Source organism: Picosynechococcus sp. PCC 7003 (assembly GCF_001693255.1).
Classification (GTDB): Bacteria; Cyanobacteriota; Cyanobacteriia; order Cyanobacteriales; family MRBY01; genus MRBY01.
Genome location: NZ_CP016476.1, coordinates 18,235 through 41,206 on the forward strand (window position 1 = coordinate 18,235; position 22,972 = coordinate 41,206).

A 22,972-nucleotide genomic window follows, 5' to 3' on the forward strand; every position below is an offset into this window, starting at 1 on the left:
CAGAAAAAACCATGACCCAGATTCGCATTTTAGAAGTCTTCCGTTATAACGGTGGCTTAGTTTTTGATGATCCAGAAAAGGGCCTCGATAAGGAAGCCTTTGTCGCCGGAATTGACGGGATGCTCGAAACCCTGATGGCGACCAAGGGCATTACGGAACGCTTTAAACTCACTTTTTCACCCCAACCTTTTCCGGGTTATGAGTTGTCCTTACAGTGGCAACGGCGAGAGTTTGAGGGCAACTGGTATTACTGCGCCGAACTAGAGGCAGAAGGGTGGCTTTGTCCGGCTCTCTACCATTATTTCGAAACGGCACCCCAAGCCCTCTATGTCCGGGTTGATCCCCTCGCCTAATCACCTCTTTTTTCGGATTATCCCCTCCCATTCATCAAAATTTTTTACAGGAGTCAGCGTCATTATGTCCAAGACAGAGTACGAACAAACCCTCGATGCCAACCTGGATGAGTGGACGATTGATGAGCTGGCTGAGTATCTGGAGGAGAACTGCGAGGAGGCGGAGTTAGATCTGATTTTTCGGGCGATTGATTTGCTCCAGGACTGTCTCCTCAATTCCTTTGAGTTTGCGTCGGAGCTTCACCTCACAGAGACGATGTTAAGGCTGAGTCAAAAGGAAATCCACGACATCTTTCAGTTCATTTTTAATGACCTGGAGCCACCGGCGGAAACGGTCGAGGCAATCAATGCAGCAGTGGCAAAAGAATTATCAGAGATGCCGCCGGATGTGGAGATTGAGGCGGTACAACAGTGGCTCAGGCTCAAGCTGGCGGTGGTCTTTGAGGTTTTTCGGGTGCCGTTTATTGTGCAAGACTTTGAAGAAGGGAAGATCAAATCACCGGAAGACTGGGCAAATCTTCAATTTAATTTGGCTTATGACCATTCTGAAAATATTGAACAAACCAAATCAGAAATAATTGAAAAGCTTATTTACCATTACCAAGAAGCATTATTAGTTTACACAAGAGAGACTTGTCCAGAGGATTGGGCAAATACTCAAAATAACCTAGGTTCTGCCTATAACAAGCGGATAGAGGGGGAAAGAAGAGAAAATATTGAACGTGCTATCTACCACTACCGGGAAGCCTTAAAGGTCAGTGCAAAAGATGCTCACCCAGAACACTGGGCAATAATGCAGTCTAATCTTGCTTTTGTCTACAGTAGCCGGGTACAGGGAAACAAAAGAGAGAATATAGAACAGGCTATTTATCATTTTCAACAAGCCTTAACGGTGAGGACAAAAGAATCCTTTCCAGAAGATTGGGTAATAACCCAGAATAATCTGGCCATTGCCTACTTAGACCGGATAGAGGGAGAGAAACGAGAGAATCTTGAACTCGCCATCTTCCACTCCCAGCAAGCCTTAGCGGTCAGTACAAAAGAGGCCTATCCAGAGGATTGGGCAAATACTCAAAATAACCTAGGTTCTGCCTATAACAAGCGGATAGAGGGGGAAAGAAGAGAAAATATTGAACGTGCTATCTACCACTACCAAGAAGCCTTAACGGTTTATACAAAAGAAGCCTTGTCAGAGGATTGGGCAATGACACAGTATAACCTCGCTAATGCCTATAGTGACCGGATAGAAGGAGAGAGAAGGGAAAACATCGAACTCGCTATCTTCTACTACCAAGAAGCCTTAACGGTTTATACAAAAGAAGCTCATCCTAAAGAGTGGGCAGGGACACAAAATAATCTAGCTCGTATTTATGTAGACCGAATTGAGGGAGATAAAAGAGAGAATATTGAACAGGCTATTTATCATTTTCAACAAGCTTTAATAATTTATAAGCAAGATATCTATCCAAAGCTTTGGGCAATGATTCAGCATAATGTGGCTCTTGTCTATTTAGACCGGATAGAAGGAGATAAAAGAAAGAATATTGAACGAGCTATTTATCATGCTCAGGAAACCTTAACAGTTTATAAAAAAGAAGCCTATCCTAAAGACTGGGCAGAGACTCAGAATAGTCTGGCTATTGCTTATATTAAGCGGATAGAGGAAGATAAGCGAGATAACTTAGAATTTGCCATCTGCCATTGTAAAAAAGCGCTAACTATAATTACTAAGGAAACCTATCCAAAGCTTTGGGCAATGATTCAGCATAATTTAGCTCTTGCTCATTCAGACCGGATAGAAGGAAATAAAAGAAAGAATATTGAGCTTGCCATTCATTATTACCAGGAAGCCTTGACGGTAAGAACAGAAAAAACCGATCCAGAAGCTTGGGCAACGACCCAGAATAACCTCGCTCTTGCCTACAGTGACCGAATAGAGGGGGAGAGATGGGAGAACCTCGAACTCGCTATCTTCTGCTACCAGCAAGCCTTAACCGTCAGGACAAAAGAGGCCTTTCCCCATGACTGTCTAAACAGTAGCTCTTTCCTAGGGAATTTATACCTACAACAGGAAGACTGGCAAAGGGCAATAAAGCCCTATCAAACGGCGATTGAATGCATTGAACTGCTCACCAGTTGGACGGCCGATGATGACTATAAGCAACAAATCATGGCCGAAAATATCACGGTCTATGACAACATCATCCAAGCCTGTGTTGCTTTGGGTAAATATGATGAGGCTATTGCCTACGCTGAACGGGGCCGCAGTCGTCGGCTAGTGGAACTGATCGCCAGCAATGACCTCTATGCCGATGCCGAAATCCCCCCCGAGATTCAGGCCTATCTCGCCCGCTACGAAGCCATCGAACGACAACTGCATAACCTCCTGCAAGAAGATTCAAACGATGGGAGCATTGGCGAACGAGGCTTAGGCCGATTCCGCCAAACCACCGTCACCCCAGCAGAACGGGAAGCGAAAACCGCAGAAATCCAGGCTCTACAGGCTGAGAAACAAACCCTCTGGCGGGAAATTCGCCGCTTCGATCCCGTCATCGCCCAACAAATTCAGGTAGAGGCGATCTCCTTTGCAGAAATTGCTGCTCTCCTACCCAACCCCCAGAGCGCCATCCTCAGCATCTACAACACCGGCGCCGAGACCCACATTTTTGTCATTCGCCACCCAGCAACTTCTCCAAAAAAATCTGGCTTATTTTCGCTTTTTCAGCAACTAAACAAACCCCGCCCGGTGATTACCCTCCACAGTTGCCCAGACCTGACCTACCAGAAACTAGAGGACCTGCTCACAGAACAATGGTTAATTCCCTACCAAGAGAACAATGAACAATGGCAGGCTGACCTAGGACAAAACCTGCAAAATATCGCCCAAGCCCTCCAGCTAGAGCAACTGATCCAAGACCACCTCACCGGCATCCAGGAACTGATCATTATTCCCCACCTGGGTTTCCATCACATTCCCTTTGCTGCCCTCCCCACTGGAGAAGCTACAGTCACCCAAACAGAACAAACCCTAGACAATACCCGCATTAAGATCAAATCCAAGACCAGAGTACAAACCGTTCAGAATCTCCTCCACGAGCAATACCTGGGTGATCTGTTCCAAATTCGGGTGCTGCCCAGTTGCCAGATCCTGAAATATTGCCATGACCGTCCCCCACTGCCCCAAAGCAATTACGGCATTGTCGAAAATACCCAGGAGGATTTGAACTTCACCCACATCGAAGCCAATCGCCTGAAACAATTGGAGCCAGTGCTCCCCCAAAATCACCTCAAGGGCAGAGCAGAAGCAACCGTCAGTAATTACCAAGATCTTTTGACACGGGTCGAAAATGTTCACTCCTCCCACCATGCCAAATCAGACCTCAACAATCCAAGGGAATCGGCCCTGGAATTAGGGGATGGAAAATTTAGCCTGGGGAGCCTCATGCTGAAGCGTTACCCGAACTTGAACCATGTATTCCTGTCCTGCTGCGAAACGAACCTGGGCAAATCCGAGCTAACCGATGACCTGCTGACCTTAGGAACAGGTTTCCTCTGTGCCGGCGCAAGGACAGTCATTTCTTCTCTGTGGGCAGTGGATGACCGAGCGACCGCAATCTTCAGCAGCTACTACTATGAAGCCCTCCAGAAAACTCAAAAACCGGCTTTAGCTCTGCAAAAAGCACAACAGCGTTTACGGAATGTGACGGTAGTAGAGATTTGCCAGGAATTCCCTGAGCTAGAGGAAAGCATGGACTTGAGAGAACCAGAGAATCGCCCCTATGCCGTCCCCTTCTGGTGGGGAGCTTTCATCTGCCAAGGGGTATAAAGCAGCAGTCCTGAATTAACACAAAGCAGTAATTTCTATGCCTCATGCCAATCTTTGTATCGCTTTGTTACAGAAAATTTGCGTTGCTGGGATGGTGTCTCTGGGTGTGATTTCTAGCTCTAGTACCTTTAAACGTCCCAATAACTCTACAGGACCTCCTCCCGTATTGAGAAAAGATCCTGTAGAATTAGATAAATTTAAAAAAGACGAGGGTCAGCAAGAAAGCAAAGCTGCAAGCTCTCACCAACCCACCAAAGAACTTTTTGCACCGGTTCTTGATGGGTACATTCTAGCAGCTTTTTTGTTGATTCTCCAACCCCCCCATCTGGAGAATAAAAAAATGACTGCCTTTGCCATGATTACCGCCGATAGTGACTACCTCCTCAACCAAGTTAGTCGCTGCGCCGCCACCCTCTACAACTGGCTTCTACGCAAACGCCCCGCTGGTACAACCTTTGAAGCAGACCTCGATACTTTCCGCCACTGGACTGGCAAAATCCGCAAGAAACCCTATTGCTTGAAGTGGATTCGCCAGGCCATTACCGAACTCGCAGACATTGGTCTCGTCGATATTCAGCGCCAGTACAACAGCAAAATCTACAAACTCGCCGCCTATCGTCCCGGGAATAAAACTTCCCAAACCGAGAACAAAACTTCCCAGTTTGGGAATAAAACTTCCCAAAAACGCGCCTCAAACCCTGATGCTGCCGTACCTTCTTATATAGATACTAAAGATTCAACAGATCAAGTCTGTTCTGCTGTTCAATTAAAATTTTCTTTTTTGGATTCTCAAGTGACTGAGGTACTGGAAGAGAAAACTCAATCTAGCCAAGGAGAAAATATTAAAAACCATAAAGCTGAAAATGCAGTCACTGGTGAAACTCACAAATTAGACCAAGAGAAAGAAAAAGCGGCGGGCCAAAGTGTAGAAAAAACAAATAAAGATAATGAGAATGGTAAAGATGATAAAGGGCTGGTGGTTGAGCAACCGCTGGTTATTGGGCTTAGGGAGCAAGGCCAAAGCCAACCAACCGCCAATTCTGGAAAAAACCGAGAGACGCAAAAGATTAGGGTTTCACCAAAATCAAGGGACTCGCAGGAAAAAGAGAGGGATAAGCAATCTCCGGTTTCGGCAGTTAAGGACGGCACACTTCAGACAACGGCTGGGGCACAAGATCAACAGACGGAAAAGGTGGATGCGGTGGTGAATTCCCAAGCTAAGACTCATTTGGAACGGCTTGATGAGCTAGGGATTGTGCTGAATCCTGCTCTGGTGCGGTTGGTGAAGACAACGGCGGCAGAAATCATTGAAGGGGCGATCGCCGCCTATCGACAATATCGCCGTGACCACTATGTGAAAAATCCAGCGGGCTTTTTTGTCTATGCGGTAAAAAATGCGGTGGCGAATAATCACACCAGTGAGAAAGCAAATTTCTTTTACTGGTTTGAGGCAATGCGTAAAATTGGCCGCCTGGGTTATTACGAAGAGGTAGATGGCGATTATCTAGTACGGGATGGTATTCATCTAGTGTCCTGGCAAGTGCTAGTGGAACGGGGCTGGACTTGTGAGTATTTGCAAAAACGACTGCGGGGCTAACTTAGCTCGCACTCTCGGTAAAGTAGAGATTTACAACGATCTTTGAAATCTGCTTTTCAGATCTCAAACACCAATCACACCACAAAAAACCATGGCGATTACTATTGCACTACCCGATGAGCTTGCGGAACAATCCATGGCCCTTGCCGCCCACCTCGACCTTTCCCTTGAGGCTTTGGCGGTGATGGCCCTAGAAGAAATCCTGGATAAACATCGACGCCAGTCACCAGCGGATTTGGACTTGGCGCAAAAAATGAAAATTGTCCAACGTGGAATTGAGAAATATCAGCAAGCCTTAATTGAGTTATCCCAATGAAAGAACCGATTTGGTTAAATGCCGCAGATATTTATGGCATCCATCAAGCAGTGATTGCAGCATCAGGTGGACAGCCCGGTATTTTAGCGGCGGGATCCATTACAGCCAGTCTGTATAAAGCGAAAAATGCCTTCTACTATTCCCAGACTCAAGATCTGCGGGATTTAGCAGCAGTGTATGCTTATGCTTTTACCAAAAATCACTGCTTTGTCGAAGCGAATGAACAAGTAGCCTTGATTGTTGTCTACACTTTTTTAGCAATTAATGGTGTTGAATTAAATGCACCGCCAGCGGAGGCTGCCAGGCTGTTTCGGGAAATATCTATGGGCCAAGCCCTCCAGGTTACAGAAATCGAAAAGATATCTCGCTGGTTAAAACGTCATACCTAGTTCAAAGCCTGGAGATTGGTTGCGCTGGTTGGTTACCCATAACGTTATGGGTAATCGCGCTAATGATTTATGTTCGGAGCCTAAAGCCTCTCAAGCTTGGATTATTTCTCTCTTTCGCAATCTTCAAAAAAAAAATTTAGCGACTTTATCCGAATCTGGAACGCCCCTTGCTCTTAGGGATTGAAGGATTCAATTTTTTTTCTATGTCGCACCCCATTTATCTCAAACCCACTCGTTTGGTGGAAACCCTCAGCATTCCCCTCAGTTTGTTATTGCTGAAATCGGGACAGCCGTCTTGGGCAATGATTCCCCTCTGTATCTATGCCCTTCTGTTCACTCCCCAAGGGCTACGGGCATTTCAACGGTTAAAACCTCGGTCTAAATTCCTTGCGGCCCTGACTGGGTTAGCGATGCTGGGTTTATGCATCAGTCCTCCGGTAATGGCGATTGAATATTCTTTCCTCTTGCAAGCCACTCAAACAGCGATGGAAACCTGTATTTTTAGTCAGATTGCGGGTTTAGCGGTATTGTCTGGGTTAATTTTTACAGCGATTCGGGGGAGCGTTGTCCTCGGTTTAGCGTTCGTTGCCTTTGAGGCTTGGCAGGAAAAACGCAAACAGCAGGATTCCTCGGAGCAAATCAAAACCATTGTTTATGCGATTGTCTCCATCGTGGTGGTCGGGGCAATTGAACCGCTCATCATGGGCAGTGGTTGTGGGGGTTAAGGATCATGTCTGTGAAAAATACGAAGGTTAATAAGTCTTTTCGTCGCCGCGCCAATTTCTTTATCTTTAGCCCTGAACACATTATCCCGTTTGGCTTGTCGCTGTTTTTTGGCTTTATCGTCGTCGGGGTTTGGTGCCAAGCAAATTTTATCTGGGTGATGGTCTATACCTGTGCGCCCTTCGTCACTTGGCTGATTGTTGCGGGTCAGTCTCCCGCCAGAACGGCGGCGAAATATCACCATCCACCCCGGTGGCGGCGTGGTCGGGGTCGCCATTCTGTGTGGCTCAAACGCCAGTCTACCCCCGCCATTAGTCAGCAAATTTTACGTCAGGAGGATTTACGCTAATGGGTTTAGCTACGGCAATTCAGACGTTACGGGGGAATCTCCCGACGGATTATTTACCAGCAATTGAGAATTTCTTGGATCTTGCCAAAATTGTTTGTCTGCGGAAAGGAGGTCATGATATTTGGGCGATCGCCAACACCCAGGGGGATTTAACCCAGTTTTCCTTTAGTGCTTCCTATCAATGCATCCATGCCAATGAAGCCCATGAACCTTCGATGGCGGGTTTGTTGTCGGTGCTGAAGGGTTTAGCAGAACAGGAAAAACTCACTTTCTCAACTCAGGTGAATTCTCATTTTGAGGATGCCAGAACGGAAGATTTACCGAATCCAGCGGCACAATTACTCTGGCTGAATAAGGACAGCACCCGCCGCAATCTCGCCCACAGTAAACAACGCAAGCACATCAGTTATCGCATTGATAGTACTTTTACCGTCGATGGGTCAGCGGTGGATTCCGACAATGGGGTGGAAAAGTTTTTCTCGAAAGTGATTCGTCGTTGGGAATCGCTATTCACAGATGCAGAATATGAGCGGGAATATGACTCATTACTCACTCTCTTTCAGTCTGCTTATCGGGCGGGGATTGAGTTTGAGAAAACCCTCTATGCCACCCTCAAACTGGATCAGGCGCAACTCTATGATGGCGATCGCCTTTGGGAAATGCTCAACCAGGCAATTGGCGGTGATTCGGCATTACCCTACTATTTATTTGTCGATCTCGATGATCCCCATCCCGAAATTAAGGAGTTTAATCGAGCGGGTGAAAGTCTGACGGGAGAACCTTTGTCATTGTTGTCACAGCTTTTTACCGATGACAATTTTCCACGGGCGCACCAGGAACATCTTTGGCTTCCCGCACGGCAACAATATTGCGCGATTCTCGGTTTTGAGGATTTGCCCGATGAGTTCACCTCACCGGAGCATAAATACCGTTGGCTCTGGGATTGTTTGATTGCACTGGATCTCAGTGATTATGACCTGATTACCCAGTACAGTTATGCCTCGGTGGATGGCATGCGCAAATCCCTGCAAAATTACACCAAACAGCAGCTCCGCACCTCCAACAAAAATGGGCAGGCAGACCAAACGGCGGTGGTCACATCCGAAGAAGCGATGGAGGCGCAACGGCTGATTCAGCAGGGGGATTATCCGGTTTATGTCGGTGTGGCGATTCTCGTTTATGCCCCTGATTTAGATATTCTCCGCGACAAACTGACTCTGATTCGCAAGGGTTTCAATCGTCCGACTCGCCTGTTCCAGGAACGGGATTATGTCTGGCGCATTTGGCTGCAAACTTTGCCGATTAAACTGGAATTATTGTGGCGTTGTGCGGGTTTTGTGACAGGCGATTATCGGCTCTCCATCAATGCTTCAGCAGCATTGGGCTTAGTGAATTTGACGGGCATTGTCAATCAGGCGGAAACTGGGACGGAATTTATCAGTCTTCAGGGGGGCGTACCCTTTCGCGCTAGTTTGGAGGATGAATTTGGTAGTCCGCGCCATGGGGTGGTCTATGGTCGGACAGCATCGGGAAAGTCGGTTTTGGTGGGCGATATGCTCGTGGAGGCGGCATTCACGGGGGCACAGATTACCTCGATGGATTTAGTCGTACCGTCTGAAACTGCGGCGGAGGAAACTCAAAAAACTTCCTCCACTTATTCTGCCCTGATTAAATTTCTCGGTGGCACGGAGTTTGACCCTTCCCGTGAAGCCTCTAATCTTCTGGAATTGCCAGATTTTTCTAACTTTTCGCCCCAAATTCAACGAGAACGACGGGAGGCGTTTGTGGAATCCATTGAGGCAATGTTGCAAGCCTTGGTGCTGGATGGGGTCACAGATTCGGGATTGGCGACGCAGGTTGAGTTTATTCTCACCACGGCGATCGCCCGTTTTTATCGTGATCCCGAAATTCTTGACCGCATTGCCCAGGCTCAAAAACAGGGCATTCACTCGGCGGCATGGCAAGCCTATCCGACCCTTCAGGATTTTTACGAACGGGTTAATTATTCGCTGGTGCAGAACGATGATGAGGGGCAACGGCAGGCGGTTAATTTCATTCGTTCCGCCCTGATGAGTTGGATTGAAGGAGCGATGGGAAAGCAGATTGCCAGACCCTCCAGCGTTGATTTTTTCCATACGCCCTACCTGCAATTTTCCTGTCTCAAACCGAGTTCTGAGAAGAAAGCACGGGTTTTAGGGTTGATGATTTGCAATATTGCCCAACGCCGCGCCCTGCAATGTTCTCGCTCTATTTTCTACATCGATGAGGCTTCCATCTGGCTCGAATATGCGGGTCTGGCGAAATATGTCGGCGTCCAAATGGCAACGGCGCGAAAATCCGGCTTGACGGTCATTTTAACGACTCAGGATCCGGTGATTATCGAAACTAATGCCGCCAGTGCCAAGATGCGCACCAATCTTTCACTACGAATTACGGGGCGAATTAACGGGGACGACATCGACCACTACCAACGCATCCATCGCACACCGGAAGCGATCATCAGCGAAAACGTTGCCAGCACCTTTAAAGCCGATCGCCGTCGGGGCACTTCCCAATGGCTCGTGGATGGCGATCGCCGTTATACCCACGGGCGTTATTTTGCCAGTCCCATTCTCGTGGGTTTATTGGCAAACAACAAAGAGCAAGTTATTGCCCGCGATCGCTTCTTTGAACAATACCCCAATCCCCTCGAAGCGGCTGCTCGGTGGGGCGCCCACTTCCAAACCTGTATGCAACGGGGCAAACAATTAGAGGATTTCTAACCATGAAAAATCACACCAAAAAGCTACTCATTATCATTCCCCTCTCCACAGGTATTATCTTGATGTCCACTGCCAAAAGCGAAGCCTCTATTTTGGACATTCTGAAAAACACTTGGAACCAAACCACTCAAATTATTTCTGGTGCCTTTGAAACCTATGTGGGAAGTCACGTTGAAGACTTCCTTCAAGTCTATGTCCCCCAAGGGATCGAGGCCATCACAGGCGCATTAGGCTTGCCAGATCCCAGCGGTATTTTTGCAGAGATTCGTGACCAAGCCACCCTCAACCAAACTGACATAAACGACATTGCAGAAGGCATATTAAGACAAGCCGAGGTCGCTGCCGGTACTTCCAGTACCCTTGGAGAAATTGTTTTTTCTGCCGAAGGCCAACAGAATACCGAACAATTGTCAGCAACTTCCACGCAAATCTCCACCTCCTCCGGTGAATTAGCAGACCAATGCCAAACCCTGAACATTACCCAGGAGGTCATGAAATGTATGACGCTCCAGATGGCGAATGAGACCCAGCTTTCCCGGATTCAAGTTGAGCAAAATCAGCAGATTCTCCAACAACTTGCTGCGAATAATATTGCCCAAGCCAATGTTCTCAAAACCATGGCCCGTGCAGAACGCACTAAACAAGCTGAACAGGATCGTGCTACCAATCAAATTCTCCGTGAAGTGCAATTTAACAACGCATTAGTGGATGACCTATGATGCTTGTCAAGTACCGCAGAGCAGCAAGATTTTTTAGTCAGCTTTTTTACCGATTTTTTCAGGGCTGATGTTGACTGTCGAGCTATTGCTGGTCTCAAACCTGCCAATAGTTGCCGGGGCGCGAAGCTCCGGTTCATCCTATCCACAATGACTTTAGAAATCCTATTTCATAGGGAGTCACAACAAACCAAGTTTTGATCGAAAAAAAGACTTGAACAGCGTGACGATTGTCTAGAAATTTACAACCCCAGGGCAATTTGTTACCTTACCTAATGGCTTGATATACAACCCCTAGGCGATCGCCCATGACTTCCCCCAATGAACTGCCCTTACCTCCCGGAAAATTCGGTTTGCCTGTCATTGGCGAAACCATTGAATTTTTTACAGATCGTGATTTTCAAAAAAAGCGATTGGCGAAGTATGGTGATGTTTTTAAAACGAATATTTTCACCAAGCCGACAGTGGTAATGGTTGGGGCAGAAGCCAATGAGGTTTTATTCCGCAACGAGAATAAGTACGTCAAGGCAACCTGGCCAAAAAGTACGCGAATTCTTCTCGGTGCAGACTCCCTCGCCACCCAAGAAGGCGGTATTCATAGTTCCCGGCGGCGCATTATCTTTCAAGCATTTCAGCCCCGCGCCTTAGAAAGTTATATTCCCACCATCGAAAAAATCACCCAGCGCTATCTCACTCAATGGGAGCAAAAACAGGAATTTGCTTGGTACGACGAACTCCGCAAGTACACATTTGATGTCGCCAGTACCTTATTCATCGGCAAAGATGGCGGTGCGGAAACACCCTTAGCAAATCTGTTCGAGGAATGGGTTAAAGGATTATTTTCCCTACCCATCAATCTTCCCTGGACAGCCTTCGGTAAGGCGATGAAGTGTCGGCGAAAACTGCTGCGTGAGCTAGAAATGATCATTGGCGATCGCCTGAAGACCTACAATGCTGATGCAGAACCCACCGATGCCCTTGACCTATTGATTCAGGCAAAAGACGAAGACGGTAATTCCCTTTCGATTGATGAACTCAAAGATCAAATCCTGCTGCTATTATTTGCTGGTCACGAAACCCTTACTTCGTCTCTAGTTTCCTTTGGATTATTAGTCGGACAACACCGCGACGTTTTTGAAAAAATTCGTGCAGAACAAGACGCATTAGGCATTAATAATGGGTTGGATATGGCGACCCTCCAACAGATGACCTACCTAGATCAAGTTTTTAAAGAAGTCCTACGTCTTGTCCCACCAGTAGGCGGTGGCTTCCGGGAGGTAATTAACACCTTCGAATACAAAAATTTCCAAATTCCTAAAGGTTGGGCTGTACAGTACCAAATTGTCCAAACCCATAAGGACGAGGCCCTCTATCCCGACCACGAAAAATTTGACCCCGAGCGTTTTTCGCCAGAACGCCTTGCAGATAAACAGAAAAAGTTTGGCTTTATTCCCTTCGGTGGCGGTATGCGCGAATGTATTGGCAAAGAGTTTGCCCGTCTAGAAGCAAAAATTTTGGCATCAATGCTCGCCCGTGATTATGAGTGGGAATTATTGCCTGACCAAGATCTATCGATGCAAGTGATTCCGACGCCATTACCGAAAGATGGTTTACAGATACGCTTTTATCGGCGGGAAAAATCCTCATAAATGAGAGAATAGGGCAGTGCTTAAAGCTGTCTAGAAAATTAAGTCTACTGCAAAATGCTACGTCTTTTATCATTGAAAAATTCTACTACAGTCATTTCAAATAGTGATGAAATGATCAAGAATCTCAAGTCCCTCTTAATAAGGGGGATTTAGGGGGATCCAAATTCTTGGACTCAACTGACATAACTATAATTTTTTCTTTAACTCAATTGCAGCTAATTCTTATTCTCAAGTTTTACCCACTCGCAAACTATCCACCAAACAAAGCAATTCATCGAGATGATTTTTGTTGGCATTGGTTTAGACTAATTTCTCTTCAGCAACTTCAATAAACTTTTGACTTTGCTCAATCAGCTTGGTTACATCCTCCGCAGATAATTCAGCATTATCCTCAATCGAATAATCCCCTTGGGTTCTTTTGTCCTGGGCATCAATCAAATATCGATGAAAGTTTGCTGGCACTAATCCTTTGCGAGCAATATCACGCCCAAATGCAGCGATCACAGCAGCATGACTGGAAAATGCCATGTCCTGCTCCCACAAAAAAGCTTCGGCAATATAAAACATAGTGTAGTAAGCTCTTGAACCCGCAAAATTATACATTTCACCTGCTGCTAACATTTGGGATGCCTTGAGGCTTTCGCGGGCTTTTCGGATGAACTTCTGCGTTTCAGGTTTCATATCACAATGCCTTCCTGTCTAATATTGTGGAGAAACGGAGAATTTTGAGTCGTAAAAGCTTCGGCGGAAATAAAGTGGCGAGAAATTACTGCGTCATAGTCTAGACACAACTGGCTGATAAATTCGCTTGTTCTGTCAATCTCAGCATAGGGATTTATCGCTGACTTTAGGACGACTAGAATATCGATATCCGAGTCCATTTTTGCTTCCCCTCTCGCTTGGGAACCATACAAAATAATTGATTCAAGCTGTTCTTCATACAGTTCGTTTAGTTTTGATTTGACCTGCTGAAGAATGACTTCTAGTTTTTGTCTAGTCATAGTGAAGCCCGGTAACTTTTCGGATACTCTCCTACTAGGCTACCTGACCTCTAGACTTTTCGGATACCTAAAACAAGGCCAGCAGCATCACCGGAATAGGTCTGGACTCTTCCTCTGCACACTCGACAGATTCCCATATGCCAACTTTGGCAATGAAGAGTACTGGGGAGACGCAACTACCCGAAAACCGATATTGTGTTGTTGCGATTCGCAGAATGGCAATGCTCTGGATTGTTCAAACACCACTGCAAAGAATTTTACTAGCTTCTTCGTTTGAGTCATCTACCCATGCTGACCCCAATTAGAACTTTATCTCTTCATGGGTTGGGATTAGGGGGTTTAGATTAGTTATCAATTCTTGCAGTAGATCTCGTTCTGGGTAAGTTTTGAGCAGTGCTTGTATGGCTTCATCATCCAGAATTTCCCGCATTTCTGAGAGTTTTAGGGATGCTTCGGATAGTTTGTCTTGGATGTGAGCATTTTGGGCGCGGGTCGCTCTAGCGTAGGCGTAATTAAGGCGGGATTGACAGGATTGTAGATTGCTTGTCAATTTACTGAGGGCAGTGATGAGTACGGCTTGGTTGAGATCGTGGACATTTTTTTGTGGGTTATTCATGGTGTTTATAGCTTGGGATGATGGTGGTGACGTTGTTCGTTGGCGACTGGAATGGGTACGGGTTGTGTCTGTTCTCTGGTGAATAATTGCTCGGCGGTGGTTAAGATTTTTTGGAGGTAGGCTTGGGTCGATTGGGGCTGAATTTTATGAATATCTCGCAGAGCTGGATCACCTTGGAGAGTGATTAAAACTGGGGGAAACTATATGAGGCAAGGATTCCAAGAGCCATTAAACATCTGACTCTTGGTTGAGATATCGATACACACTGGCTTTTGAGAGATGATATTCTGCCATCAAAGTTTTGATGAGTTCACCCCCTTGTCGCTTGCGCCTTAACTCTTTACATTGAGTCTCTGTAAGCTGCTTTTTGCGACCAAACTGAACACCGCGAGCTTTTGCCTTCTGGATTCCATCTATTTGTCGTTCAGCTCGGATTTCAGTTTCAAACTGTGCAATCGCCCCCAGCATATTAAATAAAAGTCGTCCCGTTGCATCTCCAGTATCAATGTTCTGGTCAAGCACCTGGAAGTTCACACCCTTCTTTTCCAGTTTCTTGGCCAGCTGACAGAGGTGGAGTGTCGAACGTGCCAATCGATCTAATCGAGTAACAACAAGCGTGTCACCGTCTCGGACGTATTCAATACAAGCCTTGAGTCGGGGTCTTGTATTCGACACTCCACTCCGCTTTTCCTTGAAGATTTTGTCGCAATGCCGGAGTTTATCGAGTTGCACATCAAGACTCTGTCCCACAGAACTGACTCTTGCATAGCTGACCATCGCCATGACGACTTACCTCAATGTTTCGTAATATCTAAGACCCTTTGATAATTGCATAATAAAACATGAATTGAGACTTAGTTTTAGGGAGTCTCGCAAACTTTACTTTCTGAGACTATTAGTCGAGACAGCTCATGAAAATGAATGGCAGCTCAGCCCCAAGTATTATTCAGTTAAAAGCCGTCATTTCGGGAATTAGCCCCATGATTTGGCGTCGTTTTCTGGTCACTGCAGATACGACCATTGCTCAGCTGCATTACATTCTTCAGATCGCCTTTGGCTGGACTGATGAGTATTTACATCGCTTTGTCATCCATGCTAAGCCCTACGGTATTCATCACATTGGGGGTGAGTGGTTTAGTGATGACGCCAATACTGTAACGCTGTTAGATCTAGGCTTACGAGTCCGAGAAAAATTTCTCTATGAATACAATTTCTTTGATAATTGGCAGGTGCAACTGCGGGTTGAAAAGATTACTGAATTCGAGGCTGAGCAGACTTATCCAGTTTGTATCGAAGGCAAACGGAATGGCCCGATTGAAGATTGTGGCGGGGCTTGGGCCTTTCAGGAACTCAGGCAGGAGTTCTCTGAAGCGTCGGTAGCCTATCGAATGGCTAAAATCCTTGTGAATGATGAGATTACGCAACGTCGAGGTGAACTTCGACAACTGAGTTATTGGCTGCTATTGGACAGACTTGATCTCCGAAAACTCAATCAACGCTTGCAGCAGAGTCCCTTGAGCGAAGATCCAGCTTTTCGAGAGGAGATTATTTTCATAGACACATGAATATCAAAATCAGCATCAAGATTGAATCCGATAATGGAACCCTACAAGTCTCCAAAGATGTAGCTCAATTCGAGCGAGGTCAATTGACTCTCGCCAACCTAGGATTGACTTTGGAGGAATCAAAACAGATTCTGCAAGGGATTCAACAAGAAATTGTCTCGTCACAAGTGAGTCAATATATGGAGCAGCAAACGCCTTGTCCAGACTGCGGTCTACCGCGTAAATGTAAAGGAAAGCATAAGCTGGTTTATCGGTCCGTTTTTGGCAAGCTGGAGTTAACGAGTCCACGATTGTTTCATTGCTCTTGCCAAACCCATCAGCAAAAAAGTATCAGCCCTTTAGCTTTGCTGCTGACTGAGCGACAATCACCTGAATATCTTTATCTTCAAACGAAATTTGCGTCATTGGTCTCCTATGGTCTGAGTGTTCAGCTGCTGAATGAAGTGCTGCCATTAGATGGAACACTCAATGCCTCCAGTGTGCGTTACAAGCTCCACCAGATGGGTCAAAGGCTCGATGATGAATTGGACGAGGAACAGTACATTTATGTGGAGGGGTGTCCTATGGAATGGGAGGAATTACCGCGTCCAGATCTGCCACTCAATGTCGGAATTGATGGGGCTTATATCCATGCCTATCGTCCGAAAAACAGTGAGCAACAAAAGTCTTTTGAGGTGATTGTTGGAAAAAGCATCCCAGAAGCAAGGGGGCTTCAAAGAGTTTTGGCTTTGTCCAAACCTATGACACCAAATCCAAGCGGCGATTATTCGAACTGCTTAAATCCCAGGGAATGCAAATGAATCAGCAGGTCACATTCTTTTCTGACGGAGGTGACACTGTGCGCGATCTACAAATGTTTCTCAATCCCCAAGCGGAATATCTGCTGGATTGGTTTCACGTCACAATGCGGATTACGCTGCTTAGCCACTACATCAAAGGTGTGAAACATTACGACCCTGACCAAGCGACATCAATGGCAGAGAGGCTCAAGAGCCTAAAATGGTATTTCTGGCATGGCAATGTCTTCAGAGCGTTGCAGAAAATAGAGTCAATTGAGTGGGATGCGGAAGACTTAGAAATTGATTATCCAAAACTCAGTAAGATGCGGAAGGCGATTACCGAATTTCGGATTTATATTCAAAATAATGGAGGGTACATTCCCAACTATGGTGAGCGTTACCGTTGTGGAGAGCGTATCTCAACGGGATTTGTTGAATCAGCGGTCAATCAAGTCATTGCCAAACGCATGGAAAAAAAACAACAGATGCGTTGGACTCCAAAAGGGGCTCATTTATTGATTCAAGTCAGGACAAAGGTACTCAATCAAGAATGGAAGAATATCGTTCATCAATGGTATTCAAATTCAGATGAGGATGCTGAAATACCTATGGCTGCTTAATTCCCCCGTTTTTAATCACTCTCGGCAACAATCATGTGCCGGGGGCGCTGGTCGGTAAATTTTTCGGAGGCATGGAGACTGATTCCGGTTGCGCCACTGCGATTCAAAATGACGACATCGAGCTGTCCACTGTTAAAGCGATTGACGATATCCAGTTTGGCTTGGGGACTGGTGTCTTTAGCAGAACGGAGGGCATAGGTCATTCCTTCATCGTTGTACTGGAGAATACTGCTGCGTCCCGTAATTTCATCGACGCGATAGCCCGCCTGTGCCAAGCGGTACTTCATGTAATCGATGGAGCTGAGGGGAATTTTGGAAAAATCAGCGTTAGCAAGGATTTCCTTGGCTTCTTCAAAGGCGGCGATCGCCTCTTCTCCCAACTGGTCAGCGGTCATCGGCATTCGGGTTCGTTTGCCGAGGTAGTCGGTAATAATGACATCGCGGGAACGTTCAAGATAACGGTTCAGCACATCGCCAAAGGTAATCTCAATGGCTTCCCCTGCCTCGATCCCCTGGTCTTTGGCATAACTGCCGATAAAGCTATCCATGGTATTAGACAGGGCAATTAAGGGTTTTTCGCCTCGCTCTAGGGCGGCGATCGCCTCTTGGACAGTCGCTTCCGCTTTTTGGGAAAGTAATCCCTGTTCAATGGCATTGTGCATGAGAGAAGTAAAATTTACCGACTGCACACTAGCCTGCCCAATGGAATTATCCTCGCTAAGACTCTTCGCTTCTGCCCTCACCTCTTTGCGCAATTCTTTCATTGCCTGGGCTTTGGTAATATCAAAGCGATCAATAGCCCGCATTACAGCGGAAATATTGTCTGCTACTTCCTGATCCACGGGAACAGTCTTGGCATCGAAACTGATATTGTCGAAGCTCCGTTCCCGCCGCAGCATATTGCCCGCACTGACAAACTGGGTTGCCATCATCTGTTGGAGCGGAATTCCCCCTGCTTTTAGGGTATTTTCCAAGCGATACATGCTGTCTACCGCATGGATTGCATCGGTTCCCCTAGCGTACAAATCCATCACGGCGGGATTTTTAGTGGCAGTGGCGGACATAAACACTGCACCAGCACTGAGATCTACTAATTCCCGCACAAATTCGGCGCGGTTGGGAGCCTGTCCGGCATTCCAGGTTTCAGCTTGACTACCACCAGCTTCGTGGGCTTCATCGAAAATAAAAACCGAACGGTGGGCGATCGCCCTCAAAAATTCTCGACGATAAGGCTCTTGATTACTCACCGTTTGTAGCTGGTTATAGGTGGTGAAGACTGCATCATAACTCCCTAGATCCATGCGTTTGGCGAGTTGGAACATTTCCGCTTCCTGACTCGCCTTGTCGCCTGTGGTTAGCACGGCTCCATTTTTCAAGGCAAGTCTTTCACCGTTATTAGTGATAAATGGCGTGAGTCCACCATGACCGATATCCGCCAAATCTTCTAGCATCGCCGCATAGAGATTGGGTTTCTGGGTTACAAACACGGGAATATAACCCTGCCGTTTCGCATCAATGATATTGGCAGCACCAAAGCGTCCTTTGCCGTTGCCGGTCTGGTCGCCATTGAGGAAAATTTTGCCTTTATCCTTCTGGGCAAAGGCTAGAGCTAGGGCATCGATCTGCTCGGCATACAACACCCCAAACATCGCTGCTTTGGATTCATACCCCAACCTCGTCTGCACAAACTCGTCGAGATTGCCATATTCCGTTTCCAACTGATCCAGGGCTTTCTGGGCTGCTACCGCCATATTGGTGGGAATCAAGGTTTGCGGCGATCGCCCTTGGCTACGGGGTTGGTAGGGGATATTAAATTCTTCACTCATAATCTGAACTGCATCTATTGCATAGGTGTCCTGAGTTCCGACAGAAATTGGGAGATTGTCACTGCGTCGTGCTGTGCCATCGCTTCGGGATTCGCTTCTAAACCGGCTAGATTCACGGGAAATTCCACCATTGAGTTGGTCGTCTGCCACCAGTCCAGCCATGTTGAATCGAATTCCAGCAGATTCACTGCCCAGTTCATCACCCAGTTGCTGATTTCGTCGGTGTCCTCTTTCTGATAGAGCAAAGGAGCCATTAAAAACGGATTGAGTTGCTGTAATGTTTGCTCCAGATCCTGCTGCAAGCTCTTCACTTCCTTGTATTTTTCCAACCATTGGTGGCACATCCATTCCACCCGCACCTTCATCAATTCGAGATACATTTGCCAGTCGAGGGTTGTTAGGTTGGCTGGAATCCGCACCATAAACAGCGCCTGATCCCCCTCCACTGAAGGAATCCACACTCGGTCGGCTGTTTGGTACTCGCTGTAACTCGGCAATTGGATGGTGCTGGAGATAGTCATCGAGAAATCCTCGTAATTGGTTAAAACTGGTGTAAATTCTGGGCGGTTCCACGGCGGGTAAGGGTCGTTCTGATTGCCCTCTTCCAGCGATCTGAATGATGTCAATCGCCCAACCTGCCCCCTGTTTTCGATACAAATCACCGCTGATGGTGAAATGATCAGTAACTTTATACTGCTGCTGCAAGATGTAGAAAAATCTTCTTGTTTCCAGACTGTTATAGGCTTCTGCCCGTTCCGCTGGGGTAATTTCTGGTTTGCCTCCCAAAATCAAAACTGCTCTACCATCGTCTTTCATCGCCTGCAACGAATGGAGGGCGATCGCCTGATCAATTTGGCTCGTTGTCCCTGTAGCACCGGCGAGGCGAAATCGTTTGCCCTTCACCCGACCAAACGGCGGATTCATGATCACCACATCATGCAATTTTTCCGGCAGATATACTGTTGCATCCTGCTCTGTCACGGTAAACCCTTGGGTTCTCAATTGCTCTGCTCGTGCTGGATTCAGTTCATTGACTGTGCACTTTTCCGGTGCTGACCCCAGCAATAACACCCCATTTCCCGCCGTTGGTTCATAAATTGTTGAAGTCAGTTTTATCTCTGCTAAGATTGAGGTCAAGTATGCAATCGGTAAAGCTGTACTATAAGCTTGCTGTCTGACACTTGTTGATGAACGCACGCCCAAACGTGGTTGGCGATCATATAAATCTACTAGTAAATCAAATGCTGTGAGTGGTTCTTTTGCTTGAACGATTTCCCTTGCGACTTCCACCAATGACAGTTCCACAAGTTCGTCAATGACTTTTGCGCTCTGGGTGCCTGGCTTTATAGTGATGCCTAATTCCGCTTGAATCGCTTTTCTTGCTGCTGTGATTGAATAAAATTTGCCTCCTTGTCGCCACCAATTTGTTAAATAGCTTTTCAGTTGCATCCGTTCTAGATCTGTTTTTGTCACATCTTGACCGTAGACTTGCCGCCATACCCTAACGAATATTTCTTGCCATGCCACTAGAATTTAATCTCTTCTATAGAATCTACGTCAGCGGCGACATGCTCATCTATAGTGGCGTATTCTAGATGTTGATGCTGATCACAAAGCGCTCACTTCCTTATCCCGTTTTTTAGTTAGAGGATGCCTCTACTTTTCTCGTGAGTATCCTAAAGTTTATGTTCCACAGTATAAGCGCATCAAAGCGGGAACAAAAATGCTGGCATAGCAGTCAAGAAAATGTTTTAGGTATTTAATCGAGACATATTGAAGAATATGAGAGTTTACTCGCAAGATTGTTCTTTAGGATCAACTCTTGGGCTTTCGCAATTTTGCTGAGAAGAATTTTATGCAAATGTCCTACTATTCTTGCATCCATAAAGCCACTGATTATACTACTGAAAGCTTACCCTCTATGGCTTTAGATAAATTGTTTTTGATCTCAAATTTCGCATTAGTCACCGTATATGTTTGCGATTAACGATTAACCTAATATCCCCTCTGTTTCAATACTATGCCATTTATCTGTTTGGAATATTCGTAGAATCACAGTATCGAGTATCGCAATTATGCACAAATGTATATGCTTATTTTTTTGTTCCCTATTTTTATGAATTGTCATATTTTTTTACATCACACTATATTCTCTAGATCCGGGGTCTGCTTTTAACATTATTTTAAGATTTAAAAATTGATTCTTGTTGTTTTGTCGAAATTGGGGTGTTTTTTTTAAAAGAGGTTCCAAAAATCTATTTTTTACGCTAAATTCTATTTATCCAGAGTTTCCAATTACACTACATGATTTTTGGGATTCCTGGTTTGATACTCAAACTTATGGAGGACTAAACTATTCTTTTACAATTCTTTGAGAATAAAGCTTATTCATCGATTTAGGTTTTTAACTTACCTTAACCTAAACTCTTTATTTTCTGTTTATCTCACAACACAAAGACCCTCATCCATACAGCCTGGAAAACTTCTGGATAAGAGTCTTTATCTCGGCAAATTAAATACAAGTACTTCACTTGCCTGCTCTTATTATACTCGATGAGCGGGCGAAGTCCTTGAATTGCCATGCAATTTTAGGAATCTTTTCATGTCTTCTTTTGCTCTTAAATCGGATTCTTCGTGCCTTTCTCTCTCCTGGGAATCTACCTGCCAACTCCTTCAGGATGTTAAGCAACCCCATACTCGCCAGCGAGCGCTTGATTTACTGCTTCAAGCCCATGCTGATGATATTGCTGCGATGTGTCGCACTACTGCCTGGGCTAGGCAATGGGGCTTTGAAGATGCTTATCAAGAAGCAGTTACACACTTTTTTGAAACGGCTCTTCGCACTGATGATCCGGCTGAGTTAACGTCCTACTGGAATCTTCGAAATGCCGTCAGGAGAGAGGCTGCACGCAATCTTTATCCTATTTCTGTCAGTCCCCACTTTGCCCAAAAGTTACAGTCCTATTCTTTTTCCCGGGACTTGGATGTACTCTATTTACCCCATGCTCATCCACCTTCTTTTGATGAGCTGGACTGGCACTTTTTACAGGCTTTATGTGAACCGTTTTTAACAAAACGTCAACAGTCAATTTTGACTTTCATCTGTCAGATTCCTGGAGAGGTGCCATCTATTTTGGAATTGGCTGATTATCTGCGTCTCTCTAAAGCTAGTGCACAACGAGCTTGGAATTATTTTCAAAAGGTTTTTAAAGTGAATGTTGATTTAGTTCAGCATTTATATCGTTTTATCAACTTTGATTTCCTTCAGGCTTATTTTCCTCAACTCACACTTACTTTAGACCAATGTCAGCAGGGTAAAAATACAAGGAAACCTTTACGACAATTTTTAGATTTTCACTCACCCCTGGCATCTTTCAAGCGCCTTGCACTTCAGTATTCACAACCACTGATTGATCTTGGTTATCTTCTAGCTTCAGATTTTTCGTCGGATTTTGGCTTGGGATTTCGCACCATTTATTCTCGTTTATCACAAGGAAAATTCACTTTTCAATTATTCAAGTTAAATATGTTGAACGGGCAATTATGTTTTGATTTTCAGGATAGCCCAGATTTTTTCATGGATCAGATTGGTGATTTGAACCATTCTAAACTACCTCAAATGAGCTTTTTGAAAACATTGATCTTGATCCATTTATTGCTCTTTCTAGACCGGATTCATTGTCGAAATTTTTCATTAATTAATTTATGTCAACAATTTTTAGTTCGTTGTTTGACTCCTCTGAGGCGTACAAGGGGAAGTCCTCTTTGTTTAATTTCATGATTTCAATCTGCTTTTCTCATTTTTATTGTTACTGAATTTTTACCACTTGGGGTAAAGATAGTTTTCTATGTTTTTGACGCTTCATCAAACAATTTATCATGCTG

Annotated in this window: 17 protein-coding genes and 1 pseudogene; 13 read left to right on the plus strand and 5 right to left on the minus strand. The window is 45.6% G+C overall.

The window, feature by feature from the left end; translation table 11 throughout:
* Positions 1 to 11: 11 nt before the first annotated feature.
* From AWQ21_RS14735 to AWQ21_RS14780, 10 genes are all read left to right on the plus strand, one after another.
* Positions 12 to 353 (plus strand): DUF6717 family protein, encoded by a 342-nt coding sequence (locus AWQ21_RS14735; RefSeq protein WP_065715453.1) that lies wholly within the window; start codon positions 12 to 14, stop codon positions 351 to 353.
* Positions 354 to 417: 64 nt separating this feature from the next.
* Positions 418 to 4,179, plus strand: coding sequence for a CHAT domain-containing protein (locus tag AWQ21_RS14740; RefSeq protein ID WP_065715454.1), 3,762 nt, complete (start codon positions 418 to 420; stop codon positions 4,177 to 4,179).
* A 340-nt stretch (positions 4,180 to 4,519) separates the two neighbouring features.
* Positions 4,520 to 5,776: a hypothetical protein gene (locus tag AWQ21_RS14745; protein ID WP_083998104.1), complete on the plus strand. Its 1,257-nt coding sequence runs from the start codon at positions 4,520 to 4,522 to the stop codon at positions 5,774 to 5,776.
* A 91-nt stretch (positions 5,777 to 5,867) separates the two neighbouring features.
* Complete coding sequence (locus tag AWQ21_RS14750; protein WP_065715456.1) at positions 5,868 to 6,092, plus strand: histidine kinase; 225 nt, start codon at positions 5,868 to 5,870, stop codon at positions 6,090 to 6,092.
* Positions 6,089 to 6,481, plus strand: coding sequence for a type II toxin-antitoxin system death-on-curing family toxin (locus AWQ21_RS14755; protein ID WP_065715457.1), 393 nt, complete (start codon positions 6,089 to 6,091; stop codon positions 6,479 to 6,481). Before AWQ21_RS14750 ends, AWQ21_RS14755 begins: the two co-directional genes overlap by 4 nt.
* A gap of 203 nt (positions 6,482 to 6,684) precedes the next feature.
* Positions 6,685 to 7,206: a hypothetical protein gene (locus AWQ21_RS14760; RefSeq protein WP_083998105.1), complete on the plus strand. Its 522-nt coding sequence runs from the start codon at positions 6,685 to 6,687 to the stop codon at positions 7,204 to 7,206.
* Between the two features lie 5 nt (positions 7,207 to 7,211).
* Positions 7,212 to 7,553 carry a hypothetical protein gene (locus tag AWQ21_RS14765; protein WP_065715459.1) on the plus strand — a complete coding sequence of 114 codons (342 nt, stop codon included), beginning with the start codon at positions 7,212 to 7,214 and terminating at the stop codon, positions 7,551 to 7,553.
* Entirely contained in the window at positions 7,553 to 10,315 is a 2,763-nt protein-coding gene (locus AWQ21_RS14770) for a hypothetical protein (protein WP_065715460.1), read from the plus strand. The genes AWQ21_RS14765 and AWQ21_RS14770 overlap by 1 nt, the downstream gene beginning before the upstream one ends.
* A 2-nt stretch (positions 10,316 to 10,317) precedes the next feature.
* Entirely contained in the window at positions 10,318 to 11,034 is a 717-nt protein-coding gene (locus tag AWQ21_RS14775; RefSeq protein WP_065715461.1) for a hypothetical protein, read from the plus strand.
* 305 nt (positions 11,035 to 11,339) lie between these two features.
* Complete coding sequence (locus tag AWQ21_RS14780; protein WP_065715462.1) at positions 11,340 to 12,680, plus strand: cytochrome P450; 1,341 nt, start codon at positions 11,340 to 11,342, stop codon at positions 12,678 to 12,680.
* Between the two features lie 300 nt (positions 12,681 to 12,980).
* Here AWQ21_RS14780 and AWQ21_RS14785 read toward each other — a convergent pair whose 3' ends face one another.
* The 4 genes from AWQ21_RS14785 to AWQ21_RS14800 all read right to left on the minus strand — a co-directional run bounded on the left by AWQ21_RS14785 (position 12,981) and on the right by AWQ21_RS14800 (position 15,080).
* Entirely contained in the window at positions 12,981 to 13,361 is a 381-nt protein-coding gene (locus tag AWQ21_RS14785; RefSeq protein WP_065715463.1) for a HEPN domain-containing protein, read from the minus strand.
* Complete coding sequence (locus tag AWQ21_RS14790) at positions 13,358 to 13,681, minus strand: nucleotidyltransferase domain-containing protein (RefSeq protein WP_012308626.1); 324 nt, start codon at positions 13,679 to 13,681, stop codon at positions 13,358 to 13,360. The genes AWQ21_RS14785 and AWQ21_RS14790 overlap by 4 nt, the downstream gene beginning before the upstream one ends.
* A 301-nt stretch (positions 13,682 to 13,982) precedes the next feature.
* Complete coding sequence (locus AWQ21_RS14795) at positions 13,983 to 14,297, minus strand: hypothetical protein (protein ID WP_065715464.1); 315 nt, start codon at positions 14,295 to 14,297, stop codon at positions 13,983 to 13,985.
* Positions 14,298 to 14,525: 228 nt separating this feature from the next.
* Positions 14,526 to 15,080: a recombinase family protein gene (locus tag AWQ21_RS14800; protein ID WP_065715465.1), complete on the minus strand. Its 555-nt coding sequence runs from the start codon at positions 15,078 to 15,080 to the stop codon at positions 14,526 to 14,528.
* 134 nt (positions 15,081 to 15,214) lie between these two features.
* On the opposite strand from AWQ21_RS14800, the gene AWQ21_RS14805 reads away from it, so the two are divergent.
* A complete protein-coding gene (locus AWQ21_RS14805; protein WP_065715490.1) occupies positions 15,215 to 15,862 on the plus strand; it encodes a plasmid pRiA4b ORF-3 family protein in 648 nt (215 codons plus the stop codon).
* Positions 15,859 to 17,261 (plus strand): annotated as a pseudogene (locus AWQ21_RS14810) (ISKra4 family transposase). The gene AWQ21_RS14805 and the pseudogene AWQ21_RS14810 overlap by 4 nt, the downstream one beginning before the upstream one ends.
* Positions 17,262 to 17,272: 11 nt before the next feature.
* Here AWQ21_RS14810 and AWQ21_RS14815 read toward each other — a convergent pair.
* Positions 17,273 to 20,614, minus strand: coding sequence for a strawberry notch-like NTP hydrolase domain-containing protein (locus AWQ21_RS14815; protein WP_232315174.1), 3,342 nt, complete (start codon positions 20,612 to 20,614; stop codon positions 17,273 to 17,275).
* Positions 20,615 to 21,689: 1,075 nt separating this feature from the next.
* Between AWQ21_RS14815 and AWQ21_RS14820 the strand changes: the two genes are divergently transcribed.
* Positions 21,690 to 22,868, plus strand: coding sequence for a hypothetical protein (locus AWQ21_RS14820; protein WP_065715467.1), 1,179 nt, complete (start codon positions 21,690 to 21,692; stop codon positions 22,866 to 22,868).
* Positions 22,869 to 22,972 lie beyond the last annotated feature (104 nt).

Coding starts and splice junctions, on each gene's coding strand:
- AWQ21_RS14775 (WP_065715461.1), top strand. CDS start 10,318: ATGAAAAATCACACCAAAAAGCTACTCATTATCATTCCCCTCTCCACA.
- AWQ21_RS14770 (WP_065715460.1), top strand. CDS start 7,553: ATGGGTTTAGCTACGGCAATTCAGACGTTACGGGGGAATCTCCCGACG.
- AWQ21_RS14795 (WP_065715464.1), bottom strand. CDS start 14,297: ATGAATAACCCACAAAAAAATGTCCACGATCTCAACCAAGCCGTACTC.
- AWQ21_RS14805 (WP_065715490.1), top strand. CDS start 15,215: ATGAATGGCAGCTCAGCCCCAAGTATTATTCAGTTAAAAGCCGTCATT.
- AWQ21_RS14740 (WP_065715454.1), top strand. CDS start 418: ATGTCCAAGACAGAGTACGAACAAACCCTCGATGCCAACCTGGATGAG.
- AWQ21_RS14745 (WP_083998104.1), top strand. CDS start 4,520: ATGACTGCCTTTGCCATGATTACCGCCGATAGTGACTACCTCCTCAAC.
- AWQ21_RS14800 (WP_065715465.1), bottom strand. CDS start 15,080: ATGGCGATGGTCAGCTATGCAAGAGTCAGTTCTGTGGGACAGAGTCTT.
- AWQ21_RS14755 (WP_065715457.1), top strand. CDS start 6,089: ATGAAAGAACCGATTTGGTTAAATGCCGCAGATATTTATGGCATCCAT.
- AWQ21_RS14760 (WP_083998105.1), top strand. CDS start 6,685: ATGTCGCACCCCATTTATCTCAAACCCACTCGTTTGGTGGAAACCCTC.
- AWQ21_RS14820 (WP_065715467.1), top strand. CDS start 21,690: ATGTCTTCTTTTGCTCTTAAATCGGATTCTTCGTGCCTTTCTCTCTCC.
- AWQ21_RS14765 (WP_065715459.1), top strand. CDS start 7,212: ATGTCTGTGAAAAATACGAAGGTTAATAAGTCTTTTCGTCGCCGCGCC.
- AWQ21_RS14790 (WP_012308626.1), bottom strand. CDS start 13,681: ATGACTAGACAAAAACTAGAAGTCATTCTTCAGCAGGTCAAATCAAAA.
- AWQ21_RS14750 (WP_065715456.1), top strand. CDS start 5,868: ATGGCGATTACTATTGCACTACCCGATGAGCTTGCGGAACAATCCATG.
- AWQ21_RS14735 (WP_065715453.1), top strand. CDS start 12: ATGACCCAGATTCGCATTTTAGAAGTCTTCCGTTATAACGGTGGCTTA.
- AWQ21_RS14780 (WP_065715462.1), top strand. CDS start 11,340: ATGACTTCCCCCAATGAACTGCCCTTACCTCCCGGAAAATTCGGTTTG.
- AWQ21_RS14785 (WP_065715463.1), bottom strand. CDS start 13,361: ATGAAACCTGAAACGCAGAAGTTCATCCGAAAAGCCCGCGAAAGCCTC.